The organism is Occallatibacter savannae, assembly GCF_003131205.1.
Taxonomy (GTDB): Bacteria; Acidobacteriota; Terriglobia; order Terriglobales; family Acidobacteriaceae; genus Telmatobacter; species Telmatobacter savannae.
This window is the reverse complement of record NZ_QFFY01000001.1, coordinates 583,273-609,447: the sequence shown is the minus strand read 5'-3', so window position 1 is coordinate 609,447 and position 26,175 is coordinate 583,273. Positions and strand designations below refer to the sequence as shown.

Genomic DNA, 26,175 nt, shown 5'->3' with positions numbered 1-26,175 from the left:
CTGGCCTGAAGCGGTACCGACCGTCGTTGGGCTGAAGGTGAGGGTTACATTCAGTGACTGGCCCGGGTTGAGAGTGGCGGGCAAGCTTACGGATGAAGCGGAGAAGCCGGACCCTGTCACCGAGACGGAGTTCACGGTGACTGCCGCTGTTCCGGTTGAGCTGAGAGTTACGGTCTGCGTAGTCGAGTGGCCAACCACGATCGCACCGAAGGCGATGCTGCTGGCATTCACGGTCAGCGCCCCGGAGGCTGCGTTCAACTGCAGCGATACTGATTTCGATGTTCCGCCAGTTGAGGCTGTCACGGTGGCCGCGGTCGTCGTGCTGACAGCTGCGACGCTCGCAGAGAAGGTCGCAGAGCTTGCGGTTGCCGGAATGGATATCGAACCAGGAACGGCTACAGAGCCACTGCTGCTGGCGAGGGCGACGGTGACTCCGCCGGAGGGTGCAGAGGCGGAAAGAGATACCGTGCAGGTGTCGGCGAGTGCGCCAGTGATGGAGGTGCTACCGCAGGTCAGGCCATTCAGGGTGGGAGCGACGGTGGAGCCCGTGCCGCTCAAGCTCACTGCGGGTGCAGTGACATTGCCGGAGATTGCTAGCTTGCCAGTTACTGCCCCAGCAGCGGCGGGATCGAACTGAATCGAGAGTACGAGCGACTGGCCCGGGTTCAGCGTGGCAGGAAAGCTTCCGCCGGTGACGGAGAATCCGCTTCCGGAGATTGAGTCGCTGGTAAGGGAAACAGCGGCGCTGCCATTGGAAGTCAGAGTGACAGATTTGGTGACAGCGGTACCGACGGAGACGGTGCCAAATGCCAGCGAGGTGACGCTGAGGCTCAGCGAAGGGGTTCCGACGGCGGAGCTGGATCCGCTGAGCTGTATCGAGGCGGACCTAGACGTGGAACCTTGGGTGGCCGTCAGAGTGACGGTTTGTGAAGCTGTAACAGCCGCGACAGTAGCAGGGAAGGTCGCACTCGTGGCGCCCGGCGACACTGTCAGGGACGCAGGAACAGAAACGGCAGCGCTACTGCTGGCCAAGGTAACGGCGAGTCCTGTGCTCGGTGCAGCTCCGCTCAAGCTGACGAAGCAGTTATCGGTGCCGGCACCAATCATGGAGGAACTAGAGCAGCTTAAGCCGGAGAGCGAAGGCGTACCTGAGTTCGAGCCTTTTCCGTGCAGCTTGGTCGTGGAGAAGGACTGGCTGGCCATTGTGGTGGGACTTGTCGTGGTGACGTTCAGCGTTCCGCTCGAGTCGGTGGTCGATTTGGCGTTGAAGCTAACCTTGACATCGAGGCTCTGGCCGGCAGAGAGCGTCGTCGGCAGCGGGTTGGACGCGACGGTGAAGGCAGTGCTGGAGCTGGTCAGCCCCGTAATTTCGATTGCAGACGAGCCAGGGTTCTTGATGGAGATGGTCTGAGTGGCCCCGCTTCCGACCTTCACGTCGCCGAAGTCGACTGAAGACGGAGTTGTGACGAGTGCGTTCGCGGAACTGGGGGAGAAGGTCCTGGAATTCGATCCACACCCGGTCAGAGCGCTGACGACGAGCACAGAGGTAGCTAGGAATGCGATAACGCCATGCTTGTGCTTGATCGACTGCGAGCTTGCAGTGAGAACTGACGTCTTATCTTGAATCGGGCAGGAAGAAGAATTGCGGACTTTAATCATTAAACATCACCTAAGCGAAGGCATTCTGTTGCTTCGGTCAGCCGATGCAGAAGACCCGCTGAGCCTGCCGCGGGGGAATTTATAGGAGCTGCATCGATTGGCTGAATGCAGAATCGACCCTGGGAAGGTCTGAGGTACAGGTGACGATAGTCACGAATGTGGTATGTACCGAGTACCTTTGTACCATCGCCGCAAGATATTGCAGGATATGAATTTGAGACGGTCGGATTCCACGAACGTGTTACGTGAAACATGCGGGGTGTAGCCCAGGTCTTGGAGAATGATGGTTACTGATGGGGAATGATGCAGGTTACTGAAGAAAGAAGGCTTGTGAAGGGTTTCCGGGGCAGGGGGTGGGGTGGGTCATCGTTTATCGCAGGGCCGAGACAGGCACGGTTTCTCTCTGGCGAAGAGGGCCAGTAAGCGAGACTTTTGCAGCCCAGGGTCAGGGTCTGTCGGTAGGGGTCAGTTCAGCCCTTTGGACGTCGCGAGCCGACTGCCGACAGATCTCCATCCCGGAAGATGGCCAGTTTCAGCGTTTCGGATCGACCTCACTGGCTCCTTTGGACTCGTCCGCTGGATCCGAGTGTGGCGCGCTCAGAATCAGCTTGCTTCCGAGACGTTTCAACGTATCGCTCAATTCTGGGGAGTCCGGTCCGCACTCGTGACTGCATCGCAGCCATAAAGACGAGAGCGCGGCGATCGATTCAGGTGAGTCTGCGAGCAATCGCTCGCTTAGCTCTTCTGCTTTCTGGTAACGATGGGCATGCGCATAGCCATCGATGAACGGAAACCACTCCGAAGCGTCGGTCGGGCCGTAGCCTTTTTGCATAGCCTCGTCGCCCAATTGGACAACGTTATCCCAATGTTGCTGCTGCCGCTCCAAGTCAGCTTTCTGGAAATAGAACTGCCAGTCATGCTTGGGTTCCGAGCCGAAGAGGCGCAGGAGAGGGCCCTGGGGTATACCGTCTGAAGCTTTGGTCACAGCTTCGGGGTTGGAAATTTGGGCTATGTTTGCGCACAAGGATGGCCCCTGAACAAGCTCTCCGGCGGTTGCTGGAGTGACGACTCGCAGGATCCCGTCCGGAGCCAGGCAGGAGACCACACTCTTCGATGTGTTCCCCGAGAATGAGAAGGAACGGAGATGCCGGACGATCGGGCTTGAGGGCTTGTAGCTCGGCCTGCCCTCGGGGAAGCGCTGCAGGTCGAACATCATGTAATCCAGATTGCCGGCGCGATCATCTCGCTTATAGAGCAAATCGAGGAGGCCGGGAGTTTCACCCGAGCCGACCGACTCCGACAGACCATCGACGAAGATGGTGGATCCGGGTTCCATGCTTGGGAAGCGCCAAGCTATCTGCCAGAACAGTGCTTTCTGGCCCAGCCAATCGTGCCGGTACGTGTTCATGCATTGAACCTGATACACACTGAACGCGAAAAAGATCAGGCCCAGGACGACTCTCGCAAGACTTTTCCTGGTCAGAACGAACGCAAGAAGACATGCGAGACCGACACAGGCAGGCAGCATGAAGGGATATGTGAACCGATCACCGAAGGAGAGAACCGACGCAAAGAATGCGCTTTGACCGGAGATGAAGGGCAATCCGCCGAAGCAAGCACCAGCAACGGCGATAGCGAAACCGCCCCACAAGTAGGTCCGAGTAGGCTGCGAGCGGCAATCCGTCGTTGGCGAGGAGTGGTCAGAGGTCGATAGCAGTCGCACTGTGAGCAGAGAGATTCCGACTGTGATAATTCCAATTAGCCAGGCGATCTTTCCGGTACCGCCACCGGGGCTGATTGCGTCAGGCGTCCATGGACGCATGAAGGCACCAACCATCCCCATCGAGACGTTGTGCACTGCATTGATAAGCAGGCCACCAAGGACTTTGATTGGATTGTGCTGCGCCCTCGACAGGAGGTACGAGACGTTCTTGTCAGCGATGGGGTGGTAGTGGATCTCGTGGAAGATGAAACTGCGCCAGTAGACGTAGCCGGCCCATGCAGCAGCGTAGGGATTCCAACTTAGAACGGAATCGCGAAGGCGCTTACGATCGAAACCAACCTGCCCAGCGATCGAAAGGTAGATGATCACGGGCCGCAGGAATTCCAAGCCAACGAAGTATTCGGTTATCAGGTACGACCAGATGCCGAGCACCAACGACAGCAGCAGGAGCGGCCACTTGTACCGCGGACTACGCAAAGCCAGAACGGTGAGAAGCAAAGAGGTGACAAAGAGCAGAAAACTGGAGAACTGAGAAAGGTAGGTTAGCGCGATGGCCTGCTGGGTGAATCCGGGATACAGCAAAACCAGCGCGGCTATGATCCATGCAAGATCTTTGCGCCTGGGCCAAAGTTCACAAAACAGGAAGTACACCACGATGGAAGCGAGACAGCGCACTCCAACGTTAGCAGCTTGCCAACCGACGGGAGAGATTCCGAAAAGCGGGGCAAGTTTTGCGTAGATCCATCCAGAGAAGGGACGGTTTCCGGCGAAGTACCGGGTGATGCCCTGGGAGCCAAGGGAGTTATAAACCCAGACTACCGGCCAGTCATCCCAATAGAAACCGACAGAGCGGACGAAGATGCCGTAGACCATCCCTGCAATGGCGCACAGGGAGAGGATGGCGGCGATATGCGCGCGACGTGGATTCGATTGTGTGCTACGGAAGTCGTTACCTCGAGACAGCGTCTGAGATGGTTTGCTGTCTGACATTGCTGTTCTCATTCCCCGAAACCCTCGAATGCACGTTAACGGTGCGCGAAACCAGATAGAGCGGCCGGCTTTTCGACTGTTCGTAAACTTTGCCGACGTATTCGCCGAGCACTCCGATGCTCACTAGCGTTGAGCCGCCGATGACGCTTACGAGAACAATCAGAGAGGTCCATCCCGGTACAACATACCAGTGCAAGAAGACCGCAAGCAGGGCGTGGCACCCTTCTGCCAGTCCGCCGAGCGTAACCAGAATCCCCAGCGTGGTGCTGATCTTCAGCGGCAGCGCCGAGAAGGAGGTTGCGGCGGTCCAGGCCAGCCGGATCATCTTGCGGGTGGTGTACTTGGACGAACCGGCAACTCGCTCCATCTGCTCATACCGGACGCCAATCTGCGGAAACCCGACCCAGGCAACCATGCCCCGCAAAAAGCGATGAGTCTCGCGCATCTCGCGAAGGCCTTCCAGACATGAGCGCGAGAGCATGCGGAAATCCCCCGAGTCGACCGGCAGAGTGCGGTAAACGAAGGTGCGCATGAACCGGTAGAAGAGCCAGGATGTTGAACGCTTGAACCAGGTTTCGCCGGGGCTTACCTGACGCTGTCCGTAAATGACGTCATATCCCTCGCAGTAGCGCTCGATCATGGTGTGGATCACATGCAGCGGATGCTGGAGGTCGGCGTCCAATGTGACGATCGCATCTCCGGTGGCGTAGTCCAGGCCTGCTGTGAGTGCAGCCTGATGCCCGAAAGAACGGGAGAGCGTGAGGACCTTGACGCGAGCGTCAGATGCTGCCCACTGGGAAATGATGCGCAGAGTTGCATCGGTGCTTCCGTCATTGACCAGGATCACTTCTGTGTCGCAGGACAGTTCGGACATGAACTGCTTGACCGCGGAGCAGAGATACGGGGCAGATGCCTCTTCGTTGTAGAGCGGAAAGACCAGCGAAATACGCAATGGATACGGCCGCTCTTGCAACAAATTGGTCGGGTAGTCTGCCATCAGAATGCGGTTTAATTTCCCGGAAAGCTGGATGAATTCTACCCGAAAAGTATTCATCCGTGGCGAGTTGTCGGCCCCTTTTCACCCGCTCGTTACAGATGGCTGGGTACGAAAGCGGGAGGCGACAGTGGGGCAGTACTTGCCCCACTGCTGATCGAAGACTACATGCAGGTTCAGGGCACGGAGATGCTGATCGGGCTGGACGGGGCACTTTCGCGTCCGGCCGAATCAAGGCTGGTGACCTTGTAAGCATAGGTCGTGCCGCTTTGCACGTTGTTGTCGGTGAAGACGGGGGATTGATCCGGGCTCGCGTTGACGCGCGCGAAAGACGAACCGCCTGAGGCCGCGCGGTAGACGTTGAAGCCTACGATAGTGTTGGCAGAGCACGATGGCTCAGTCCAACTCAACTCGACCTGGTGCGAGGCGGCGGTCCCGCTGAGCGGAATCGAGGCGGATGAGGCGTTACTGGCGATTGAAAGTTGACCGGTGAATGAGCCGGCCTTGGTGGGGTCGAATTGCACCTGCAGTGTCATCGACTGGCCCGGATTGAGTGTGGCTGGGAACGCTGCGCCGGCGAGGGTGAAGCCTGTCCCGCTGACTGCGGCGGAGCTGACTGTAAGCGGGGCAGTGCCTGTCGAAGAGATTGTGATCGACTGTTCCTGCGGCGAGTTGATCCCAACGCTCCCGAATCCGATCGACGTTGCGTTGACGCTCATGGCAGGAACGCTGGCGGATGCCGGCGAAAGTGAGATGCTGAAGGACTTCGAGATGCCGTTCAGCTTCGCTGTGATGATGGCGGTCTGCGGCTTGGTGACGCTGCCGATCGTGGGGTAGAAGCCCTTGCTGGCCGCGTAGTAGCTCACCATGATGGTGCTGGGTACTTGAACCGCAGGGTTGTTGCTCGACAGCGCGATATAGACGTGCGTGCTCGTGGTTGAGGTAAGGAAGGCACGGCAGGTGTCGGTGCCGGCGGACGAGTAGCTCTTCGTGACGCAGGATATGCGGTCGAGGCTCTGAGCGGAGGCCGCGGCTCCAATTGCCGCGATGAAGATGAGAATCTTTGCGAATGAAGCCAGCAGAATATTGCGATTGGAAAGAATGCGTTTGAAATCGGTCACTTCCGGTCCCTTCAGATACAGGCGCAGGTTTCCCGTATGCCTGACGAACTGAGTTCGGGCATTGGGTGAACGCCAAGTTGGGTGTTTGGGCCCGGGCTTACACGGGCACACTCATCGCGCGGCGATGACAGATCACCGCAAGAATCGATCGGTTGAGGTTAGGAAGGCAGAAGGGAACAGTACTGCATATAGGCGCTCCGCGAAGAGCGCGGGTGTAAATAACAATCAATTCGTCAAAAGCTGAGCTTATTAGATCAAAGTGGCAAGTTATTGCCAACCTCAGAACGCCGCAATGGCAGGGCAATGTGAATCGATAGTACCGAGACATGGAACGATGACGGTCGCACGGTCCGCGCACGCCGCAGACTGGTACGAGACGGCGAGTTTGCATTGATACGACGTCGGAGCCGGGCTCGGGTCGCTACCTGACCGTTGATCGTTGCGGATGCGCTTGATTCTTTGACAAAGCGGTGCATCTTGGGATTCGCGAGTCTGCATCGAAAACGGCTGGGAGGAAATGCATGGCAGATACGAATCCTCAGAACATGAATTTGCCAGATCGTCCGGAGCCAACCCATACGGATCAGCGGATCAACCCGGTTCCTGATGCGAAGGAGCGGGCGGAGCGCGAAGCCGACCGGCTGGCTCATAAGGGTGTCGAGCGCGAACATGAGTTCGACAGTATGCAAAAGCCGTTTACGAAGTAGATTCAGGGCGGGCCGTGTCCCAGGCGGAGATGGTTACCTGGGTCGCGGTCGCCGCACGTACTTGTTGTCAATTATTTGGTTTGTAAGCGTGGCATCTACTTAGAGTTGGGAGAGGTATTACGACTTTCGTAATGGACTTTGTGCGGCGAGTCACTAGCCCTCAAGTAACTGATGAGACAGGCGAAGTAACCCCGAATTTGCCCCTTTCGTGAGCCTCTATTCACTTAAGTGGGGAGCATCTTTGGCTGATCCTAGGGCATCCTTTTATCAGTACATGCCGGGTGCGTTTTGGCCCTGCAAATCCCCAAGAACACCAGGTGACAAAGATGCTTTCCACCGCTTCAAGAAGATCGGGCGATGTTGATTCGTACCTGATGCTCCAACACTTTCCCCTCGCCAGCGCGTACCTATGCCAGGATTGCAATGCGATTGGGAACAACGCCAATCACTGTCCCGCGTGTGCTTCGGAAGTGCTGATGAGCCTGTCGGCGATTCTGAATCGCGAGGACAACGTGATGGTTGATTCGTATGTCTCTTTACCGGCACTCGCGGCGACGACTGTTCGCTCGGGTTCGGCTTTGGCTGCCTAGTTTCTTTGTGGTTCTCAAGTGTGTGCGCGCCCACCCGGGATATGTGAAAGCCGGGAATGCTGAACGAAACTTGGATCGGCGAGCGGCGCGCGACAACTTTCTCCTTTTTTGATGGGCACTCCAAAATTCAACCGGGATCTTGATCTCGCAGGGTGGACCTTTGCGAGGCCGGGTAGCTGTGCGCTCTATAATGAAGGATGGACGGCTGCGTTCTGAGCCTCTCTGTGGGCTCTGTGATGCTGCTGTAACACTTCATTCATCCCGGTGTCTTCCCTTTGAGTTCATCGAACGACGCGATCGTCATCCGCGGCGCGCGGACCCACAACCTGAAGAATATTTCCTGCGAAATCCCGCACGGCAAGCTGACGGTGGTCAGCGGAGTGTCGGGATCGGGCAAGAGCTCGCTCGCGTTCGACACGATCTACGCTGAGGGGCAGCGGCGGTATGTGGAGTCGCTTTCGGCGTATGCGCGGCAGTTTCTGGAGCGGATCGAGAAGCCGGATGTCGACGAGATCGACGGGCTGGCTCCGGCGATTGCGATCAAGCAGAAAAATACCACGCGCAATCCGAGGTCGACGGTCGCGACGGCGACCGAGATCTACGACTACCTGCGACTGCTCTATGCGCGCTGCGGCGAGGTGCACTGCATCTATTGCGACGGAATCGTGAAGCGCGATTCGATCGATGAAGTCGCCGAGTCGGTGCAGGCGCTGGGTGAGGGCACGCGGCTGCATGCGCTGTTCCCCGTGAAGCACCAGGAGCATGAACCGAAGGAGACGGTTGCGCCGAAGCCGGCAAAGCGTACGAAGGCAGCGGCGAAGAGCGCAGGCAAGTCTACAAGTGCCGTGGCTGTTGCGGAGCCGCTGAGCGAGGGGATGAAGGCGCGGTTGCTGGAACTGCGCGGATCGGGATTCAACCGGCTCTACCAGAACGGGCAGATCTACGAGTTCTCGACACCGGAGTCGCTGATCGACGTGGATTTCGCGAAGCCGGTGTACGTGCTGCTCGATCGCATCGTGGTGAATGCGGAGAACAGGGCTCGCATCGTGGATGCCGCGGAGATCGCGTATCGAGAGGCAGGCGAGGTGATCTTCGAGACGGTGCCGCGGGAAGAGAGCGCGGAGCGGATTCGGCGCAGGTTCTCGGGGGAGTACGAGTGCACGAATTGCCACAGGCCGGGGAAGGAACCGGAGCCGAGGCTGTTCAGTTTCAACAACCCGTTTGGGGCGTGTCCGCGGTGCCAGGGGTTCGGCAATACGGTTGATTACGATTTGAATCTGGTCATTCCGGATAAGGGCTTGAGCCTGACGGATGGCGCGATCGATCCGTGGAACCGGCCGAAGTACCGGTCGTGGTTCACGGATATGAAGAAGCAGGCCGGCACGCTTGGGATTCCGATGGATGTGCCGTGGCGCGAGATGAGCGAGGCGGCGCGGGAGACGGTGCTGCGCGGCAAAGGTTCCTTTGAAGGCGTGCATGGATTCTTCGCGGCGATGGAGCGGAAGAAGTACAAGCTGCACGTGAGAGTGATGCTGAGTAAGTATCGCGGGTACGCGGAGTGTCCGGAGTGCAGGGGACAGAGACTGCGTGCCGAAGCGAGGGCTGTCAGGATCAACGGCCTGAACATCTGCCAGGCTGCGGCGTTGACGATTGCGAAGGCGAAGGACTTCTTTGCGAATGTGAAGCTGACTCCGATGCAGGATGAGATTGCAGGGCCGATTCTCGAAGAGGTTCGACAGCGGCTGAGCTTTCTGGATGCGGTAGGGCTGGAATATCTGACTCTCGATCGATTGGCGTCGACGTTGTCGGGCGGAGAGGCGCAGCGGATTCAGCTTGCGACGTCGCTGGGATCGCATCTGGTGGGTGCGCTGTACGTGCTCGATGAGCCTTCGATCGGGCTGCACACGCGCGACACGGATCGGCTGATTCGGATTTTGAAAGAGCTTCGGGATCTGGGGAACACGATCGTCGTGGTGGAGCATGACTCGGATGTGCTGCGAGCGGCAGATCATCTGCTGGACCTGGGCCCGGGGGCAGGCGAGTTTGGCGGCAAGATTCTGGCAGATGGTGTGCTGGCTGAGGTTGAGGCGAATCCGAATTCGCTGACAGGGAAGTATCTGTCCGGAAAGATTACGATCCCGGTGCCGACGCGCAGGCGCGAGCCGGGGCGCGAGAAGCTGGTACTGAAGGGCGCAGAGGCGAACAATCTGCATGGGCTCGATGTGCAGATTCCTCTCGGGATGCTGGTGGCGATCACGGGCGTTTCGGGTTCGGGCAAATCGACGCTGGTGCATCAGGTTCTCTATCGCGCAGTGGCGCGGGCGCTGGGACAATCGGACGGAGGCGATCCCTCGGGCGTGTTTCGTTCGCTGACGGGAGCGGAGCGGTTGAACGACGTGGTGCTCGTGGATCAGACGCCGATCGGCAGAACGCCGAGGTCTAATCCGATTACGTACATCAAAGGATTCGATCTGATCCGCGAGCTGTTTGCGGCGCAGCCGGACGCGAAGAAGCTGAGCCTGACGCCGGGGCACTTTTCGTTCAATGTGCCAGGCGGGCGATGCAACACATGCGAAGGTGACGGCACGGTAACCGTGGAGATGCAGTTCCTGGCCGATGTGGAGTTGCCGTGCGAAGACTGCAATGGGACTCGCTACCAAGCGCGCGTGCTCGAGGTGCAGTACAAGGGCAAGAACATCCACGAAGTGCTGCAGATGACTGTCAAAGAAGCGCTGCGGTTCTTTACAGGGCAGACGCGATTGCTGGAAAAGCTGGCCGTGCTGGACGAGGTTGGGCTGGGGTATCTACGGCTCGGTCAGTCGGCGACAACGCTTTCGGGCGGCGAGGCGCAGCGCGTGAAGCTTGCGGCGCACCTGGCGCAGGTGCGATCGGCGAATGCGAATGCAAAGCCGTCGCAGGCCAGCCGTGTGCTCTACATCCTTGATGAGCCGACGACCGGGTTGCACTTCGATGATGTGTCGAAGCTGCTGACGGCGTTCAGGAAGCTGATCGACGGCGGCGGGTCATTGATTGTCATCGAGCACAACCTTGACGTGATCAAGTCGGCGGACTGGGTGATCGATCTCGGGCCGGAGGGCGGCGAGGGCGGCGGCAAGATCGTCGCCGAGGGCACGCCGGAGGCGATCGCGCAGAATCTGCATTCGCATACGGGGCATTGGCTGGCGAAAGCGCTTTAAAGACAGTTTTCAGTTATCTGTCGTCAGTTGTCAGCAATGTGTTCAGTGGTTCGTGGTGAGTACGGCTGAGTACTGATCCTGAGGGGGGCCCCTCCCCCTCACACACCTTGTAAGCAAGTTGCTTTGTTTGTTCGAGTTACGGCGTGCGCTTCGCCGTAAGTGTGTCAAGCCATTGAACTTATATACAAGGTGTATGTAAACAAAGAACTTAGCGCCTCCTGTCCGGCAAGAGGTGACATGCAGCCCTTCAAGTTCCGAGTGTCCACGGCGGGTCTTCTTGCTTGCGTTTCCATACCTCAATTATGACGAAATCGGCGAATTAGACTGCAAAACGGCGAGGATGTTTTTTACGTTTTGAATCAGCAGGTTAGCTTAACTTTGCGTTCGGGCTATGCTTGACCTGACGTGAAACAGCCCTACGGGGCGATCTATTCGTAGCGAAGGGCGACGAGGGGATCGACTCGGGAGGCTCGCAGGGCGGGAAGCCAGGAGGCCAGGATAGTCATCGCGGCGATGGCGGCCATGGCGATGGCGTATGTCAGCGGATCGGAGGCGCTCAAGCCAAACAACTGGCTCTGGATGCCGCGAGCGCCGGCGATGGTGAGCGGCAGGCCGAGCGCGACGCCTATGGCGAGCAGCAGCAGAGACTCGCGGAGAACCATCCAGCGGACGCTCTCGACGCGGGCTCCGAGAGCCAGGCGAACGCCGATCTCGGGTGTGCGCTGCGCGACGTTGTAGCTCATGACTCCATACAGGCCTATGGCGGCGAGAAGCAGGGCGAGCGCTGAGAAGATGCTCGTCAGTGTGGAGATCAATTCGTCGTTGGAGATGAGATTTGAAACCTGTTCGCGAATAGTGGTGATTTTGGTCAGAGGCAAATTGGGGTCCACAGAGGCGACGGCGGAGCGCAGATCGGCTGAGACTTTTTCCGGATCGCCTGTGGTCCGCAACAGGATGACGCTGGCGTACCGGTTGAGATTTTCTTCGCGGACCGCCGGCCTGGGAGTGCCTGATGAGGAGGGCTGAACAGGCATGTATGGATCAATCTGCGCGAGAGGGATATAGGTCATGCGAATCGGATCGGTGTGGCGGGGATTCTGCGATCGCGTGTCGCGAGCGACGCCGACAATCACCCAGGGGCCCGCGACGGAATCGATGCCGATGGTCAGCTTGCTGCCGATGGCGTTATCACGCGGGAAGAACTTCCTGGCGAGAGTTTCATTGACCACTGCGACTCTGAGACTGCCGGCGGTATCGGCGGGTATGATGGGCCGGCCGGCGACGATGGAAATGCCGGCGGTTTCGAAGTAGTTTCCGGAGATCCGGTTGAGAATCGAAACCATGTTTTCCTTCGGCGCCGGAGTGTAGCCCTCGAGCGTGATGTTCGAGCTCCATGCGCCGTTGCTGACGGGAGGTGTCTCGGCGAGCGCGGCGGAGCGGACACCCGGGATGGCGGAGAGGCGCTCGAGCAGTTGCTGGTGAAGTGCGGGCAGCTGGTGCGGTTGATAGCCGGCGAGTTTCTCACCGAAGTCGGCCAGCAGCAGGTGAGTGCGCTCGAAGCCGTAGTCCTGATTCTGAAGGTTACGCAACGTGCGCAGGAGCAGGCCCGCTCCGACAAGAAGAACAAGCGAGAGCGTCACCTGAACGACAATGAGCGCTTTTGGCCAGAGGCGCGAACTTCTGCCACCCGCAGCCTGCTGGGTTCGAGAGCTTGTATTGAGTGCTCCGCGATTGCCGATTTGGGAGGCGATGACTGCGGGGGCGAATCCGAACAGAATCGCGGTTGCGATTGAGACGCCGAGCGTGAAGATGATGACGGACGCATTTGGAGTTGCGCTCATGGTGAGGTCGCCATTGCGCTCGCCGACAGAGGCAATCAGTGCGCGGGTGGCGATGAATGCAACTCCAAGGCCGAGAGCGCCGCCAGTGAGCGACAACAAGAGCGTCTCTGTGAAGCTCTGCCTGACGATGCGGGCGCGGGAGGAGCCTAGAGCAAGGCGCGTAGCGATCTCGTGCTTGCGCGCAGTTGAACGTGCGAGAAGGAAGTTTGCGAGATTGGCGCAGGCGATGAGCAGGACCAGGCCGACAACGGCCATGAGTATCTTGAGCGAGTCGCCGTACTGCGAGCGGACGAGTGAGACGCCGTTGGAAGCGCGTACGAGAGGAACGGTGAGGCGGTTGATCTCTGCGCGGCGATCGGGCTTGATTTTGCTGCCCTCGTTGGCGAGCGAGGCCGAGCGGACCTGCTGATTGAGCCAGTTCTGTGCTGCGGCAAATGCCGACTTGCTGGAGACGGCTTCAGGGCTGAGGCGGCCGAGGACGTGCAGGAAGAAGAGGCCTGAATGCGGTGTGAGCATGGAGGGCTGTTGCAGGATGACGCGTTGCATGCTGAGCGGCACCCAGAGATCCGTCGGCTCAAGTTCCTGTTTGAAGCCGTGGAACGCTTCAGGCATGACGCCGACCACTTCAAACGGAGTTGTGTTGATGCTGATCGTTTTGCCGATGATTGCGGGATCCTCAGATAAGGACTGACGCCAGAAACGGTGGCTGAGGACGACCACCGCTCCTGAACCCGTTGCTGCATCGTCGGAGGGCAGGATTGTTCGGCCGACGAGTGGTTGCGCGTCAAGAACATGGAAGTAGTTGCCGGAGACCAGCGTTGCCGGGGCGAGGTGGACGGCCGCTGAGGCGGAGCCCGCGCCGGGGAGACGGATGCTGACCTTGCTGGAGAAGCTGCCGTAGGATGCAATGCCTTGAAAGGGGCCGGGGTTCGCTTCCAGCTGTTTCGAGAAGTCCCAGGGGAAGTAGCCGCCGAAGTCTCCGAGATCGATTCCGCCGGCTACGCCTCCAAAGACGGAGTCGCCGAATGCGACGAGTTGTTGCGGATCGCGGACAGGGAGATTGCGGAGAAGCACCTGATCGATGAGCGTGAAGATGGCTGTGTTGCCGCCGATGCCGAGAGCGAGCGAGAGCAGGGCGATGGCGGTGTATCCGGGGCTTTTTAGAAGGGAGCGAAACCCCATCCGGATGTCCTGAAAGAGACCTTCGAGGATCGACTCCCAGCGCGAACTCCAGACCTGATGTTTGACGGAGTTGCGGGTGCCGCCCAGGTCATGGACGGCGGCGCGGCGGGCATCGGGTGCGGTCATGCCGGACTTGATTTTGTCCGCCACTGAAGCGTCAAAAAATTCGCTCAGCTCTTCGTCCAGCTCGCGTTCTGTCTGCTTTTTGCGGAGGAGCGATCGCAGGCCGTCAACCAGATTCGCTACAAAGCCCATGAAATCCTTTCACGGTTGAAGGGGAATGATGGCCATTCCTCTAGATAAACTAGAGGATAGCGATGACATCTAGATTGTCAAGAGGAGAGTGACGGAAGGACGGACAGTCTTCAGTCTCCAGTGTCCAGTTCCCAGTCCGCTGACGCGCTCGTGAGGTTATTTGGAGTAAACACTATTTGCCGGAGTTGATGAGGCGGATGCGGGCGGTGAAGGTGCGGCCGTCGAACTCGCTGAAGGCGCCGAACTGCGGGGAGTCGATGACGCGGTTGACGACGGAGGGATTGCGGCTGCTGGTGGCGTTCTCGAGCACTCCGCGCAGGCCGAAGTAGGAGCCGCGGAAGTGGAAGCGCCACTCAAGGCCGGGGCTGATGGATGTGAAGTTGGGGAAGCGACGCTGGCCTGCTACGCCGACGACCTGCTGGTTGGCGTTGATGGCGGTGTAGGGAACGCCGGTGTGCCAGTCGGCGGTGTAGACGAAGTCCCAGCTTTTGCGGAACCAGGGGACATCGAACGGAAGCCATCCCCAGGAGAGGATGCGATTGGGTACGTCCCAGGGCAGTGGGCCGCTCTGCTGCGGTCCGAAGTCGGAGATCGTGGGTGCGTAGTCGATCGCGGCGTTGGTGTGGGCGGTCGAATGCGTGTAGGCACCGAAGAGCGTATAGCCGTGCGCGAAGGTGCGACGGGCGTCGACTTCGAAGAGATTGTCGTGATCCTGCCGGGTGGAGGTGAGGCGGTAGGCGCCGGGCGCGGTTTCGTTGACATAGGCGAATTGATCTTTGATTCGTTTGCGCAGGAACTCAGCACGCAGATAGATCGCGGTGGGCAGTTTCTGCTCGAGGCCCACGCTCCAGTTGAGAGCGCGCGGTTGGCGCAGGGAGTGGGAGTCTGCGAGGAATTGAGTGGTGAGAGGCGGACCGTCGGGCGTGAGGCCACCGGGTGCGAAGGTTTGATCGATGCGCGCGCCGGTGAATGGGCGAGTGAGATATTCGAGCTGCGTGTGGTCGTAGTAGAGGCCGATGCCGGCGCTCAGCTTGGTGTTCGAGGAGAGCGCAGCAGGCGACCAGGTTGCGGCGATACGCGGGGAGAGGACGGGACGGCGCACGAGCTGGTCCCAGTCGAAACGCAGGCCGGGCGCGATGATGAGTTTGCTGGGAAGGGTCCAGTGGTCCTGAAGGTAGATGCCGGTTTCGACATTGTGGAGCACGGAAGGAGTTGTTGAAGGGAAGGTGCTCTGGCGCAGTAAGGTTCCGTCTTCACGGAGATAGTTGATAGGAGCGAGGAACTGGTGCTCGCTGTAGACGACGCGATCGATGTCGATGCCGAGTTTGATGTTGTGCTGTCCCTGCCAGTGCTGGGGCGGCAGATAGAGGGCCGCGTTGCCCTGAACGCGCTGGGAGCGTCCGGTGAGGGCCTGGAAGTAGCTGCCGAGATAAATCTCGGGAGTGATTCTGAAGGGGCCATCGGGGTGAGGGACAAAGCCGTCGCGGATGCTGAGGAAGGCGATGCCGGCATCGAAAAGCGCGCCGCTTTTAAAGCTCCACTGGTCGCGAAGGTAGGGCATCCAGGCGATCGTGTTGCGCTTCGTTGTGCTCTGCCGCGGGTTGAGCGACGAGAGGCCGTCGTAGAGGGAGTGGTAGGCGTTGGTCAGCAGGCCTGCGGAGACGATGCTGGATGGTGTGACGTTGGCCTGGAGTTTGAGCAGGTTGCTTCCGCGCAGCACGTGGTTGGTGTCGGCGTTGGAAGGAAGCTCGGGTATGTAGATGTTGTCGTATTCGAGATCGAGCGCGTCGAAGAACCAGGCGCGATCGCGCACGAGCGGGCCGGAGAAAGTGAAGCGGGGCACGAACTTGTCGAAGCGGATGCCGTTCTTCTGCTGGAGGGACGGAACGAAATTGGTGGTGTTGAAGCGGAATTGATTGTCGCCCATTCCGGTGTAGAGGGCGATGACACCGCCGGTATTGCGACCGAACTCGACGGGATAGCGCGTCGATTGCTGGTCGATAGATCGAATAGCGTCGGCGCTGACGCGGAGGGCGAGATTCCCGCTTACGGGGGAGCGGATGTCGAAACCGTCGAGGAGGTAGAGGGTGGCCCAGGCTTCCGAGCCGACGACGTGAACCTGGCCTGTGCCGTCCTGCACGATACCGGGGTAGAAGGGCAACAGGTTGCGGATGTCGCGCGAGGTGGGGTAGGGGACGTTGGTGATCTCCGGAACATTCATGGTCCGGTTGTCGGAGACCTGTTCGGGGTTGATGCCGGGGACAGAGGTGGAGACGCTGACGTTGGTCGAGACTACCTGTTCGTGGTTGAGAATGATGCGGATGTCGCGGACCTCAGGGTTCTGCTGATCGACGAGCTGCTGGTAGAAGCCGGGCTTGGTCACCTGGAGCTGGTAGGGAGCATCTGAGGGTAGGATGTAGCTGCCCTTGCCGGCGAAGTCAGTGACTGCCGAGAGCGGCTGGGAGCCGGGAGGGCGGATGGTGATCTGGGCTGCGGCAACGGGTGCGCCAACCTCATCGACGACGGAGATGGATGTTGCCCGCCCCGGCTGCTGCGGCTGCGCGGCTGGGAAGAAGGCCGCCAGACATATCGCGATCGCAAGTAGACGCAGGTGGCGCATTTCGCAGCATTTAAAATTCACCTCATTGTAGATGCGAGGAGGACACGATCTGTCGGCCAGCCACTCAGGGGGTGCACGGTCTGCATCTCAGTAGGTTGTGATGGTGACGGATACCGCAATGGCGATCAGAAGTCGAACCCGAAAGAGAAGCTCGCACGATGGGGTGCTGCGACTTATTGCTGTATTCAAGTTTCTAAAGGCCGCGACGCTGATCGCGACAGGGATTGGAGCGCTAAAGCTGGTTCATGCGGACCTGGGCACGCTGGTACAGCACTGGGTGGCGATGCTCAACCTGGATCCGGGTGGACGGCTAGTGAATCATGCGATCCAGAAGGTGACGAATCTCTCGCCTCATCGGATTCGCGAGCTGGGGATTGTGAGCTTCATTTATGCAGGGCTGTTTCTGGCTGAGGGGACGGGGCTGTGGCTGCAGAAGCGCTGGGGCGAGTGGCTCACGATCATCATTACGGGGTCGCTGGTGCCGGTGGAGATTTACGAGACGATCCATCGGCCGACGGCTTTGAAGGGGTTGGTGCTGCTGATGAACATCGCGGTGGTGATCTACCTGATTGTGCGCATCAAGCGCGAGCCGAGCAGCTGAGCGGTGAGTGTGCGAATCAGCACGAAGGTGCCTACAACCTTCGGCACACGCTCCCGATTACCAAAGATAAGCGGCAGAAAAGGCAGTCAGTGATGGTTGTCACGCATGTAGGAAGTCGAGTTGCGCTTAGATGAATCATCGTCTGCAAGCTGCTTGCGGCGCATGGATTTCGAGCGATGATTCGAAATTTGTTAGGCCGTTTCCTTCACATACTCGCGTTTATCGGACCCGGTGGATCGAGCCTGCGTCCGTGGCTGCATCGGCTGCGCGGCGTGCAGATCGGCAGGCATGTGTGGCTGTCGCATTTCGTGTACATGGATGACTGCCATCCCGATCGGATTTTTATTGGAGACAACTGCACGATCGGCTTGCGCACTACGATTTTTGCGCACCTCTACTGGGGGCCGGTGCGGACACAGCACAAAGGCACGGTAGTGATCGAGAAGGATGTGTTCATCGGGCCTCACTGCGTGATTCTGCCGAATGTGCGGATTGGTGAAGGAGCGGTGATCAAGGCGGGAACGGTGGTGAGCCGGAATGTTCCGCCGCACGCTTTGTGGGGGCCGCCCGCGCCGGAGGTGATCGGGACGGCGACTGTGCCTCTGACTGCAGAGCACTCCTACGAAGAATTTGTGCAGGGGATGAGGCCGCTGAACGGAACACACACACCTGCGCACGAGTTCGTAACGCATCGTCATTGAGCCGGAGATCGAGCGGATTGCGGGCGGTGATCGCGCGCTGAGTTGCAGGATTGGGGCAGTTGAAAGGAACGGTACGGCATGTGCGGGATCTGCGGTGTTTTGAATACCGACTTGAGCCCTGCCGATGCCGGGATGCTTGGGAAGATGGTTGCCGCGATCCGGCACCGCGGTCCGGATGATTGCGGAGTGTACACGGAAGGGAATGTCGGGCTGGGGCACGCGCGGCTGAGCATCATTGACGTTGCAGGCGGACACCAGCCGATGCGGAGCTCTGATGGAGATCTTGCGATTACGTTCAACGGGGAGATCTTCAACTACATCGAGCTGAGAGAGGAACTGGAGAAGCGCGGACATCGATTTGCCACTTCGTCGGACACGGAGGTGATCCTCCATCAATACGAAGAGGATGGCGAGCAGTGCGTGCGTCGGTTCAACGGGCAGTGGGCGTTTGCGATCTGGGATCGGCGGATGCGGCGACTGTTTCTCTCGCGCGATCGCATGGGGATCAGGCCGCTCTACTACACTCAGACGCGCCGCGGATTTCTTTTCGCGTCGGAGATGAAGGCGCTGCTCGCGCAGCCGTCGGTGCGGGCTGAATTCGATTTGCGGGCGCTGGATCAGGTTTTTACTTTCTGGACGACGATTGCGCCGCGCACGGCATTCAAGGGCATATGGCAGCTTCCACCGGGGTGCTCGGCGGTGGTGGATGAGCGCGGTGTTCGGGTGGAGCGGTACTGGTCGCTTTCCTTTCCCGAAGAGAAGCACCGCACGGTCGAGGAGGAGCGGGAGCTTGCTTGCGAGCTTCGAGAGCTTCTGCTGGATGCGACGAGGATCCGCCTGAGAGCGGATGTGCCGGTCGGGTGTTACCTGAGCGGCGGAATCGATTCGACGGTCACGACGGCTCTGGCTGCACATGTCGCGGGAGACCGGCTGCGGAGCTTTTCGATTGCGTTTGCCGATGCCGAGTACGACGAAAGGCGGTTTCAGCAGGAGGCCAGCGAGTTCCTCAAGACGGACCACAGCAGCTTCTGCTGCTCGGCCGCAGATATTGCGGAGATATTCCCGGAGGTGGTGCGGCATGCGGAGCAGCCGGTGTTGCGGACGGCGCCGGCTCCGATGTTGCTGCTTTCGCGTCTGGTGCGGGAGAGCGGATTTAAGGTGGTGCTGACGGGAGAGGGCGCGGACGAGGTTTTAGGCGGTTACGACATTTTTAAAGAGGCGAAAATACGGAGGTTTTGGGCACGCGATGTGTCGTCGCGCTGGAGGCCGCTGCTGCTGAAGCGACTCTACCCGTATATGGATGGACTACAGCGGCAGTCGCCGGCGTATCTGCGGCATTTCTTCCGAGTGAGCGAGGGCGATCTTGGGAGCCCGTTCTTCTCGCATCTGCCACGCTGGGAACTGACGGCACGGCTGAAGCTTTTGCTGTCTGAAGATGTGCGGAACGAATTGCGCGACTACGACGCATTCGAGGAGATGAAGGCGGCGTTGCCGTCCGAGTACTGGACCTGGCACCCGTTCCATCAGGCGGAGTATCTGGAAGCGACCGGCCTGCTGCCGGGATACATCCTTTCGTCGCAGGGCGATCGAATGGCGATGGCGCACGGCGTTGAGGGGCGGTTCCCGTTCCTTGACCACCGCGTGGTGGATTTTGCAGCAAAACTGCCACCCAATTTGAAGATGAAGGGGCTCAGGGAGAAGTATCTGCTCAAACGTGCCTGCGCGGAAGATGTTCCCGCGTCGATTCTGAAGCGCACCAAGCAGCCTTACCGCGCGCCGGATGGGAAGTGCTTCTTCGGTGCGGATGCGCCGGAGTACGTGGAACAGTGCCTGTCGCATCGTGCGGTTCGAGATGGAGGCGTCTTCGATGCGAATGCCGTGGGCGTGCTGAAAGCCAAGTTCCAATCAGGGCGGCAGGTCAGCACGAGAGACAATATGGCGCTCGTGGGAGTGCTCTCAACGCAACTGTTACTCAACCAATTTGCAGGGAGACAGCTCGACTCATGCACACAGTGGGGATCGGAACTGAGATTCGCGACTTCGTCGTGACGAATTTTCTGTTTGGAAAAGGCGATGACCTGAGCGACGAGGAGTCGCTGCTGGACAACGGCGTCATCGACTCGACCGGAGTTCTGGAACTGGTCAGCTATCTGCAGGAGCGATTCGAAATGCGGGTTGAGGACGATGAGATTGTGCCGGCCAATCTCGATTCGATACGGAACCTAGTGGAGTTTGTGGGCCGGAAGATCGGGAGGTAAGCGCAACCATGCTGGTCGCGGAGTTCCTGGAAGAGAGCGCGAGGCGGTTCCCGGAGAAAACGGCGCTAATCACGGAGCGCGAGCGCTTCACCTACAGAGAAATCGAGGAGCGGGCGAGCGCGCTGGCTGATGCGATGGCTGCGGCGGGGGTGAGCCGCGGCGATCGAGTGGTGATTGTGCTGCCGAACTCGGTGGAGGCGGTGGTGGCGATCTTTGCAGCGCTGAAGGCCGATGCAGTGTTTGTGGTGCTGCACGCAACAATGAAGAGCGAGAAGCTGGCGTACGTTCTGAACAATTGCAGGGCGACCGCGATCGTTGTGGACTCGGCGAAGTTTGAGACGGAGCCGCAATGGCTAGGCGAAACTCCGTATCTCAGGTCGGTGTTCGTGCGCGGCGGGGATAAAGAAGCTTCGGAGGCAATTTGCAGGGCAGGGAAACGCTACGGCTCGCTTGAAAGTCTTCGGTGGACAGGTGGTGCTCGTGCGGAGCGCCGGAGCATCGACATCGATCTGGCAGCGCTGATCTATACCTCGGGATCGACGGGCAGGCCGAAGGGTGTGATGATGACGCACCTGAACATCGTTTCAGCGGCGAATTCGATCACGACGTATCTCGAGAATCGCGCTGATGACGTTGTACTCAACGTGCTGCCACTCTCGTTCGACTACGGGCTGTACCAGCTGCTGATGATGTTCAAGGTAGGCGGAACGCTGGTGCTGCTGAATTCGTTCGCCTATGCGCATCCGGTGCTGCAGCGGATTGCGGAGGAGGGCGTGACCGGGTTTCCGATTGTGCCGACGATCTCTGCCACGCTGCTGCAGATGAACCTCTCGCGCTATGCATTTCCGAAGCTGCGCTACATCACGAACACGGCGGCGGCACTGCCGATTGAACACATTCGCAAGCTGCGGGCGTTGTTTCCGCAGGTAAAGATCTACTCGATGTACGGGCTGACGGAATGCAAGCGGGTGTCGTATCTGCCTCCGGAAGAGATTGATGTACGGCCTGGCTCGGTGGGACGCGGAATGCCGAATGAGGAGGTGTACATCGTCGACCCTGAGGGGAATCGGGTCGGACCGGGCGCGGTGGGAGAGCTTGTGATTCGCGGTTCGAACGTGATGAAGGGATATTGGGAGCTTCCCGAGGAGACGGAGAGGTGCCTGCGGCCGGGGCCGCTGCCGGGAGAGCGGGTGCTGCACAGCGGGGACCTGTTTTACGCGGACCAGGACGGGTATCTGTACTTCGTTGGACGGCGCGACGACATCATCAAGACTCGGGGGGAGAAGGTGAGCCCGCGGGAGATTGAGGATGCGATCTACTCCCTGGATTCGATCGCCGAAGCGGCGGTGATTGCGATCCCGGACCCGATTCTCGGGAGTGCGATCAAGGCTCTCGTCGTAGCAAAGCCGGGAACCAGCGTTACGGCGCAACAGGTGCTGCGGCACTGCGCTACGAAGCTCGAGGATTTCATGGTCCCGAAGGTTGTGGAGGTGCGGGCATCGCTGCCGCGGACCGAGTCGGGAAAAGTGAACAGGCGGATGCTTGCGGAGGAGGAAAGTGAAATGAGGACGGAGTCGCTTTTCAACTCTACAGCGAGGGTGATGTAGATGGGAACACATGTGAGGGAAGCCCGGGACGTTCTCGCGATCGATGCCGAGCGCGAGACGGAGCGAATCGTGGAGGCGATTCGGCAGGTCGTGTTTTACCAGTTCAAACGAAAGGGTGCGGTGGTGGGAGTTTCGGGCGGCATCGACAGCAGCGTGGTTGCGGCGCTGTGCGCACGGGCTCTGGGCCCGGATCGTGTGCTAGGGCTGCTGATGCCGGAGGGAGAATCGTCCCCGGACAGTGTTGTGCTGGGGCGGCAGCTCGCTGAATCGCTGGGGATTCGATCGGAGATGGTGGACATCACGCCGATGCTCGATGCGTCACGGTGTTATCGGCGGCGGGACGATGCGATTCGACTGGTGGTTCCCGAGTACGGCGCGGGCTGGAAGTGCAAGATCACGCTTCCCGACCTAATTGCAGCGGATCAGATTGCTTTGTTTTCCGTCGTGGTGCAGTCGCCTGCCGGAGAGAGAAGAAAAGTGCGGCTGACGCTCGAGGCTTATCTGGGGATGGTTGCGGCGAGCAACATGAAGCAGCGTACGCGCAAGATGGTGGAGTACTACCACGCGGATCGGCTGAACTTTGCAGTAGCGGGAACCCCGAACCGGCTGGAGTACGAGCTTGGATTCTTTGTGAAGTGCGGAGACGGGGCAGCGGATTTCAAGCCGATTGCGCACCTGTACAAGACGCAGGTTTATCAGCTCGCGGAGTATCTGGAGATCCCGAAGGAGATTCAAGAGCGCCCGCCGACAACGGATACGTATCCGCTGGAGCAGTCGCAGGAGGAGTTTTACTTTTCAATGCCGCTGAGCAAGATGGACGTCTGTCTGTATGGGCGGGATCACGGGACTGCGGCTTCGGAGCTTGCGCCGATGGTTGAGCTGACTGCCGACCAGGTGCAGCGAGCGTACTCGATGATCGATCGCAAGCGTGCTCATGCGCGCTATCTGCATAGGTCGCCCGTGTGCTTTGGGGAGACCTCGTCTTGACGCCCGCGCGGAGACTCAGGATGCTGCGGCGGCAGCTTTACGGATTGCGCACGTACATACCGGGGATGCGGCACCGGCATCGACTGGAGGCGCTGGTGGGCCCACTGGGTTGCTGGGACGAACTCCAGAAGTATCAGTTTCGCGCAGTGACGGAGCTGGGGCTGCAGCCTTCGGACACGCTGCTGGATATTGGGTGCGGTCCTCTGCAGGGCGGGGTGGCGTTTATCAGATATTTGCCTCCGTCGAGCTACTACGGCGTTGATCAGAAACCAGCGGCGCTGCGAGCGGGGTGTGACGAGCTATCGCGGCAGGGACTGTGGCGCAAGCAGCCGCGGCTGTTCTATTCACGATCCTTTGGGGACGAGGAGCTTGGGGACGAGCAGTTTGACTTTATGTGGCTGTCGCAGATTCTCTACTACTTCGATCATGACACGCTGCATCGTCTATTCGAGATGGCCAGCCGGAGGTTGAGGCCGGGAGGCGTGCTGGCGGGGGACATTCTTGGACCGAAGAGCGACCGCAGCTTTCTGATGGGCAGGGGACTGAATGCTGCTGATCACACGCCTGAGTCTGTCGATGGGGTGGCGCGGGTGCATGGAATGCGGGCGCGAAGTGTGGGACACCTGCACGGATTCGGTTATCCGAGGCGGCTGAATCTGAGCCATAATCTTCTGCTCAAGATCACGCGGGAAGCGCAGTAGCAATGGACGGGCACTTATCTCGCGGAGGGCATCGTCGGCTGTCCGATCCAGAAGGTGTTGCTGCGACGTGCAAGGAAGTTGGCGGCGCGCCCGCGGAGGCGGTCGTGCGCTTCCTGGTAAGGGCCGACATAGCGGAGAGCGTCAGGAAGTCTCGAATAGACTCGCGGAAGCCAGCTGTGCGCGCGTGTTGCCGAGGACCGCTCGTGGGGTCCGAAGCGTAGTTGGAACTCATCGCGGAAACGCGGTGGGAGCCACTCGGCGGTGAGGGACTGATACCAGAGCGGGATGTGGATCCACGAGCCGGAGCCCGTCATGATGCGGTTAGCCATGTAGCGAGAGCGATCGCTGACGCCGAGGGCCTCGGAGGCGAACATGTCGGCGATGTAGGCTTTGAAGTCGGTCCAGGTTTCGGGAAGGGCGGCCGGGGGGAGGCCGAAGAGGCCGGCGAGGATCTTCGACTCGCCGTAGTAGTGTGCGAGCTCGTCGGGGGTCAGAGGCGGCAGCACGCATTCGTAGGCGATGACGGCGCTTTCGATCAGAGTGGCGTAGACCCATTTGAGCGCAGGGATGTGGAGGGCCTCGTAGCGGGAGCCCTTTTCGTAACCGGCAACAGCGTCGGGTATCTCGCCTGTGATCCGGGTGTGCATCTGATAGAGCGATCGTGCGGAGGAGAAGGCCTGGTCGGCAGTGCCAAAGATCATCGTGAAGACGACGCGGAAGGTGTTGTGAAATCGCGCGATGGGCTTGGCGAGCAGGGAGGCGTGCTGATCGAGCGCGGCGGCGACCCACGGATGAGCGAGTTGCAGGAGCGCGGCACGTCCGGCACCGAGGAAGAGGGCGGATTCGCGGTTGATGCGCCAACTGACTGAGTCGGAGCCGAAGATGCCTTCGATGGGTCGTTGCACGAGGGCAGCAACGGAGGCGATGTGGCGTTCCAGATCAGGTCTGGTCGCTTCGGTGGCGGCGTTGACTCTGTGGGGCTGTTCCATCGGAAGTTGCGAGCCCTCTCTTCACTTCGGCAGATGCGCGGCACAGGCGACAAGCTGTTTCCAGTGTTGATCGCGGTGCGACGGCTCCGATAACGTTCAGACGTGGAGAGGTCTGCTTGAAAGTCTATCTGGTGGATGGCACGTACGAGTTGTTCCGGCACTATTTCGCCATGCCGAAGGCGCGGGACGCCAAGGGCAGGGAAGTCGGCGCGGTGCGCGGAGTGCTGGCGTCAATGCTGGCGATGATGCGTGACGGGGTGACGCATATCGCGGTGGCTACGGATCACGTGGTCGAGTCGTTCCGGAACGATCTCTGGGCGGGGTACAAGACCGGCGAGGGCGTTGAGCCGGATCTGCTGGAGCAGTTTCCGATTCTGGAGGAAGTGCTTGCTGCTGCGGGGCTGGTGGTGTGGCCGATGGTGGAGTACGAAGCGGACGATGCGCTGGCGTCGGGAGCTGCGCTTGCGGCCAGGGACAAGCGTGTGGAGCAGGTGGTGATCTGCACGCCGGATAAGGATCTGGGGCAAGCGGTGACTGGAAGCCGCGTGGTGCAGTTGAACCGGCGGACTGGCGCGATTCTGGATGAGGCTGGAGTGACTGCGAAGTTTGGAGTGCCGCCGGCGTCGATTCCGGATTACCTGGCGCTGATGGGCGATGCGGCTGATGGGTATCCGGGGCTGCCGGGGTGGGGCGCGAAGTCGAGTGCTACGGTGCTGGCGAAGTTCGAGCACATTGAGCGGATTCCGGCGTCTTGTGGCGACTGGCATGTGAATGTGGCGAATGCGGCAACGCTGGCCGATACGCTGGAGCGGGAGCGCGAGAGGGCGCTGCTATTCAGGACGCTGGCGACGCTCAAGGCGGACATTCCGCTGTTCAAGAAGGTGGATGAGCTTGAGTGGAAGGGTCCGACGCCGGAATTCGATGCGGTGGGGCGGTTGCTGGATGAGGCGAAGATCGAGAAGAAGCCTTCGGACAAGTCGAAGGCGCGACGGCGAGGTTGAGTTGAACGATCCCGTTGTGGGGCACATCGGGTCAAGAGATTACTCCCCGGTCTGCAAGTGCGAGGGACCCTTCGACAAGCTCTGGGCCGGCCCGGGGGCACCCGAAGGGTGAGGGAAACGCCCGCTCATCGCAAACTGTGTGATGAACGAGGCACAGCTTCTCTTCGGTGGGTTTCCTGGCTTCCCATGTCTCCAGAGGCGGGAGACATGGGGCACCCGAGGGTTGTTGCTGGGGAGTACCGATTTGACACAGTCGATTCGGTGAGCCATTGGCGAACAGCACGGTCGACAGATCATCGCGCGTAACGGAAATTGTTTTCACAATATGGTATCGACGCGGCTCATTGTGTCTCGCATCACAGCCCCTAAACGGGCCAGAGCGGAGACTCCTCATAGCGGTTATTCTTCCGCGGATCGCTCCCTCGCGACGCCACCTAAGTGGTTAGCCATG

The 26,175-nt window shown here is 59.7% G+C and carries 17 protein-coding genes and 1 pseudogene; 11 read left to right on the top strand and 7 right to left on the bottom strand.

Translation table 11 applies throughout. The features are described from left to right. From DHV10_RS28145 to DHV10_RS02685, 4 genes and pseudogenes are all read right to left on the bottom strand, one after another. Nucleotides 1–1,659 (bottom strand): annotated as a pseudogene (locus DHV10_RS28145) (beta strand repeat-containing protein); the annotation flags it as partial. Between the two features lie 532 nt (nt 1,660–2,191). Beyond that, on the bottom strand, nt 2,192–4,372 hold the full coding sequence (locus tag DHV10_RS02695) for a tetratricopeptide repeat protein (protein ID WP_162601137.1): 2,181 nt from the start codon (nt 4,370–4,372) through the stop codon (nt 2,192–2,194). Further along, nucleotides 4,332–5,369 carry a glycosyltransferase family 2 protein gene (locus DHV10_RS02690; RefSeq protein ID WP_109485674.1) on the bottom strand — a complete coding sequence of 346 codons (1,038 nt, stop codon included), beginning with the start codon at nt 5,367–5,369 and terminating at the stop codon, nt 4,332–4,334. The genes DHV10_RS02695 and DHV10_RS02690 overlap by 41 nt, the downstream gene beginning before the upstream one ends. Nucleotides 5,370–5,542: 173 nt before the next feature. Beyond that, entirely contained in the window at nt 5,543–6,487 is a 945-nt protein-coding gene (locus DHV10_RS02685; RefSeq protein ID WP_109484761.1) for a choice-of-anchor D domain-containing protein, read from the bottom strand. A gap of 521 nt (nt 6,488–7,008) precedes the next feature. On the opposite strand from DHV10_RS02685, the gene DHV10_RS02680 reads away from it, so the two are divergent. From DHV10_RS02680 to uvrA, 3 genes are all read left to right on the top strand, one after another. Next, nucleotides 7,009–7,194 carry a hypothetical protein gene (locus DHV10_RS02680; RefSeq protein WP_109484760.1) on the top strand — a complete coding sequence of 62 codons (186 nt, stop codon included), beginning with the start codon at nt 7,009–7,011 and terminating at the stop codon, nt 7,192–7,194. A gap of 317 nt (nt 7,195–7,511) precedes the next feature. Next, nucleotides 7,512–7,784, top strand: coding sequence for a hypothetical protein (locus tag DHV10_RS02675; protein WP_162601136.1), 273 nt, complete (start codon nt 7,512–7,514; stop codon nt 7,782–7,784). Between the two features lie 275 nt (nt 7,785–8,059). Then, the gene (uvrA, locus tag DHV10_RS02670; RefSeq protein WP_109484758.1) at nt 8,060–10,981 is read left to right on the top strand and encodes an excinuclease ABC subunit UvrA; all 2,922 of its coding nucleotides are present in this window, start codon (nt 8,060–8,062) and stop codon (nt 10,979–10,981) included. Nucleotides 10,982–11,409: 428 nt separating this feature from the next. Here the strand turns inward: uvrA and DHV10_RS02665 are convergent, their stop codons facing one another. Both DHV10_RS02665 and DHV10_RS02660 read right to left on the bottom strand, forming a co-directional pair. After that, complete coding sequence (locus DHV10_RS02665) at nt 11,410–14,259, bottom strand: ABC transporter permease (protein ID WP_109484757.1); 2,850 nt, start codon at nt 14,257–14,259, stop codon at nt 11,410–11,412. Nucleotides 14,260–14,431: 172 nt separating this feature from the next. Continuing rightward, the gene (locus tag DHV10_RS02660) at nt 14,432–16,879 is read right to left on the bottom strand and encodes a TonB-dependent receptor (RefSeq protein WP_109484756.1); all 2,448 of its coding nucleotides are present in this window, start codon (nt 16,877–16,879) and stop codon (nt 14,432–14,434) included. Between the two features lie 118 nt (nt 16,880–16,997). Here DHV10_RS02660 and DHV10_RS02655 point away from each other — a divergent pair, with 118 nt between their 5' ends. The 7 genes from DHV10_RS02655 (at nt 16,998) to DHV10_RS02625 (ending at nt 23,734) form a co-directional block, all read left to right on the top strand. Continuing rightward, entirely contained in the window at nt 16,998–17,480 is a 483-nt protein-coding gene (locus DHV10_RS02655; protein WP_109485673.1) for a DUF2127 domain-containing protein, read from the top strand. Between the two features lie 176 nt (nt 17,481–17,656). Further along, nucleotides 17,657–18,181, top strand: a complete 525-nt coding sequence (locus DHV10_RS02650) for an acyltransferase (protein WP_109484755.1) — start codon at nt 17,657–17,659, stop codon at nt 18,179–18,181. Nucleotides 18,182–18,259: 78 nt separating this feature from the next. Continuing rightward, nucleotides 18,260–20,230: an asparagine synthase (glutamine-hydrolyzing) gene (asnB, locus tag DHV10_RS02645; RefSeq protein WP_109484754.1), complete on the top strand. Its 1,971-nt coding sequence runs from the start codon at nt 18,260–18,262 to the stop codon at nt 20,228–20,230. After that, complete coding sequence (locus DHV10_RS02640; RefSeq protein ID WP_109484753.1) at nt 20,185–20,439, top strand: acyl carrier protein; 255 nt, start codon at nt 20,185–20,187, stop codon at nt 20,437–20,439. The genes asnB and DHV10_RS02640 overlap by 46 nt, the downstream gene beginning before the upstream one ends. 8 nt (nt 20,440–20,447) lie before the next feature. Beyond that, the gene (locus DHV10_RS02635) at nt 20,448–22,046 is read left to right on the top strand and encodes an AMP-binding protein (protein ID WP_109484752.1); all 1,599 of its coding nucleotides are present in this window, start codon (nt 20,448–20,450) and stop codon (nt 22,044–22,046) included. Beyond that, nucleotides 22,047–23,033: an NAD(+) synthase gene (gene nadE / locus DHV10_RS02630; RefSeq protein ID WP_109484751.1), complete on the top strand. Its 987-nt coding sequence runs from the start codon at nt 22,047–22,049 to the stop codon at nt 23,031–23,033. Nucleotides 23,034–23,053: 20 nt separating this feature from the next. Next, nucleotides 23,054–23,734 (top strand): class I SAM-dependent methyltransferase, encoded by a 681-nt coding sequence (locus DHV10_RS02625; protein WP_109484750.1) that lies wholly within the window; start codon nt 23,054–23,056, stop codon nt 23,732–23,734. A 14-nt stretch (nt 23,735–23,748) separates the two neighbouring features. Here DHV10_RS02625 and DHV10_RS02620 read toward each other — a convergent pair whose 3' ends face one another. Further along, nucleotides 23,749–24,723: an oxygenase MpaB family protein gene (locus tag DHV10_RS02620; protein WP_109484749.1), complete on the bottom strand. Its 975-nt coding sequence runs from the start codon at nt 24,721–24,723 to the stop codon at nt 23,749–23,751. A gap of 116 nt (nt 24,724–24,839) precedes the next feature. On the opposite strand from DHV10_RS02620, the gene DHV10_RS02615 reads away from it, so the two are divergent. After that, nucleotides 24,840–25,724, top strand: coding sequence for a 5'-3' exonuclease (locus DHV10_RS02615; protein ID WP_109484748.1), 885 nt, complete (start codon nt 24,840–24,842; stop codon nt 25,722–25,724). Nucleotides 25,725–26,175 lie beyond the last annotated feature (451 nt).

What these genes read in the sequence shown, in the direction of transcription:
- DHV10_RS02695 (WP_162601137.1), bottom strand. Translation starts at nt 4,372, where the DNA reads ATGTCAGACAGCAAACCATCTCAGACGCTGTCTCGAGGTAACGACTTC.
- DHV10_RS02690 (WP_109485674.1), bottom strand. Translation starts at nt 5,369, where the DNA reads ATGGCAGACTACCCGACCAATTTGTTGCAAGAGCGGCCGTATCCATTG.
- DHV10_RS02680 (WP_109484760.1), top strand. Translation starts at nt 7,009, where the DNA reads ATGGCAGATACGAATCCTCAGAACATGAATTTGCCAGATCGTCCGGAG.
- DHV10_RS02665 (WP_109484757.1), bottom strand. Translation starts at nt 14,259, where the DNA reads ATGGGCTTTGTAGCGAATCTGGTTGACGGCCTGCGATCGCTCCTCCGC.
- DHV10_RS02660 (WP_109484756.1), bottom strand. Translation starts at nt 16,879, where the DNA reads ATGCGCCACCTGCGTCTACTTGCGATCGCGATATGTCTGGCGGCCTTC.
- DHV10_RS02655 (WP_109485673.1), top strand. Translation starts at nt 16,998, where the DNA reads ATGGCGATCAGAAGTCGAACCCGAAAGAGAAGCTCGCACGATGGGGTG.
- DHV10_RS02650 (WP_109484755.1), top strand. Translation starts at nt 17,657, where the DNA reads ATGATTCGAAATTTGTTAGGCCGTTTCCTTCACATACTCGCGTTTATC.
- asnB (WP_109484754.1), top strand. Translation starts at nt 18,260, where the DNA reads ATGTGCGGGATCTGCGGTGTTTTGAATACCGACTTGAGCCCTGCCGAT.
- DHV10_RS02640 (WP_109484753.1), top strand. Translation starts at nt 20,185, where the DNA reads ATGCACACAGTGGGGATCGGAACTGAGATTCGCGACTTCGTCGTGACG.
- DHV10_RS02635 (WP_109484752.1), top strand. Translation starts at nt 20,448, where the DNA reads ATGCTGGTCGCGGAGTTCCTGGAAGAGAGCGCGAGGCGGTTCCCGGAG.
- nadE (WP_109484751.1), top strand. Translation starts at nt 22,047, where the DNA reads ATGGGAACACATGTGAGGGAAGCCCGGGACGTTCTCGCGATCGATGCC.
- DHV10_RS02625 (WP_109484750.1), top strand. Translation starts at nt 23,054, where the DNA reads ATGCTGCGGCGGCAGCTTTACGGATTGCGCACGTACATACCGGGGATG.
- DHV10_RS02620 (WP_109484749.1), bottom strand. Translation starts at nt 24,723, where the DNA reads ATGGAACAGCCCCACAGAGTCAACGCCGCCACCGAAGCGACCAGACCT.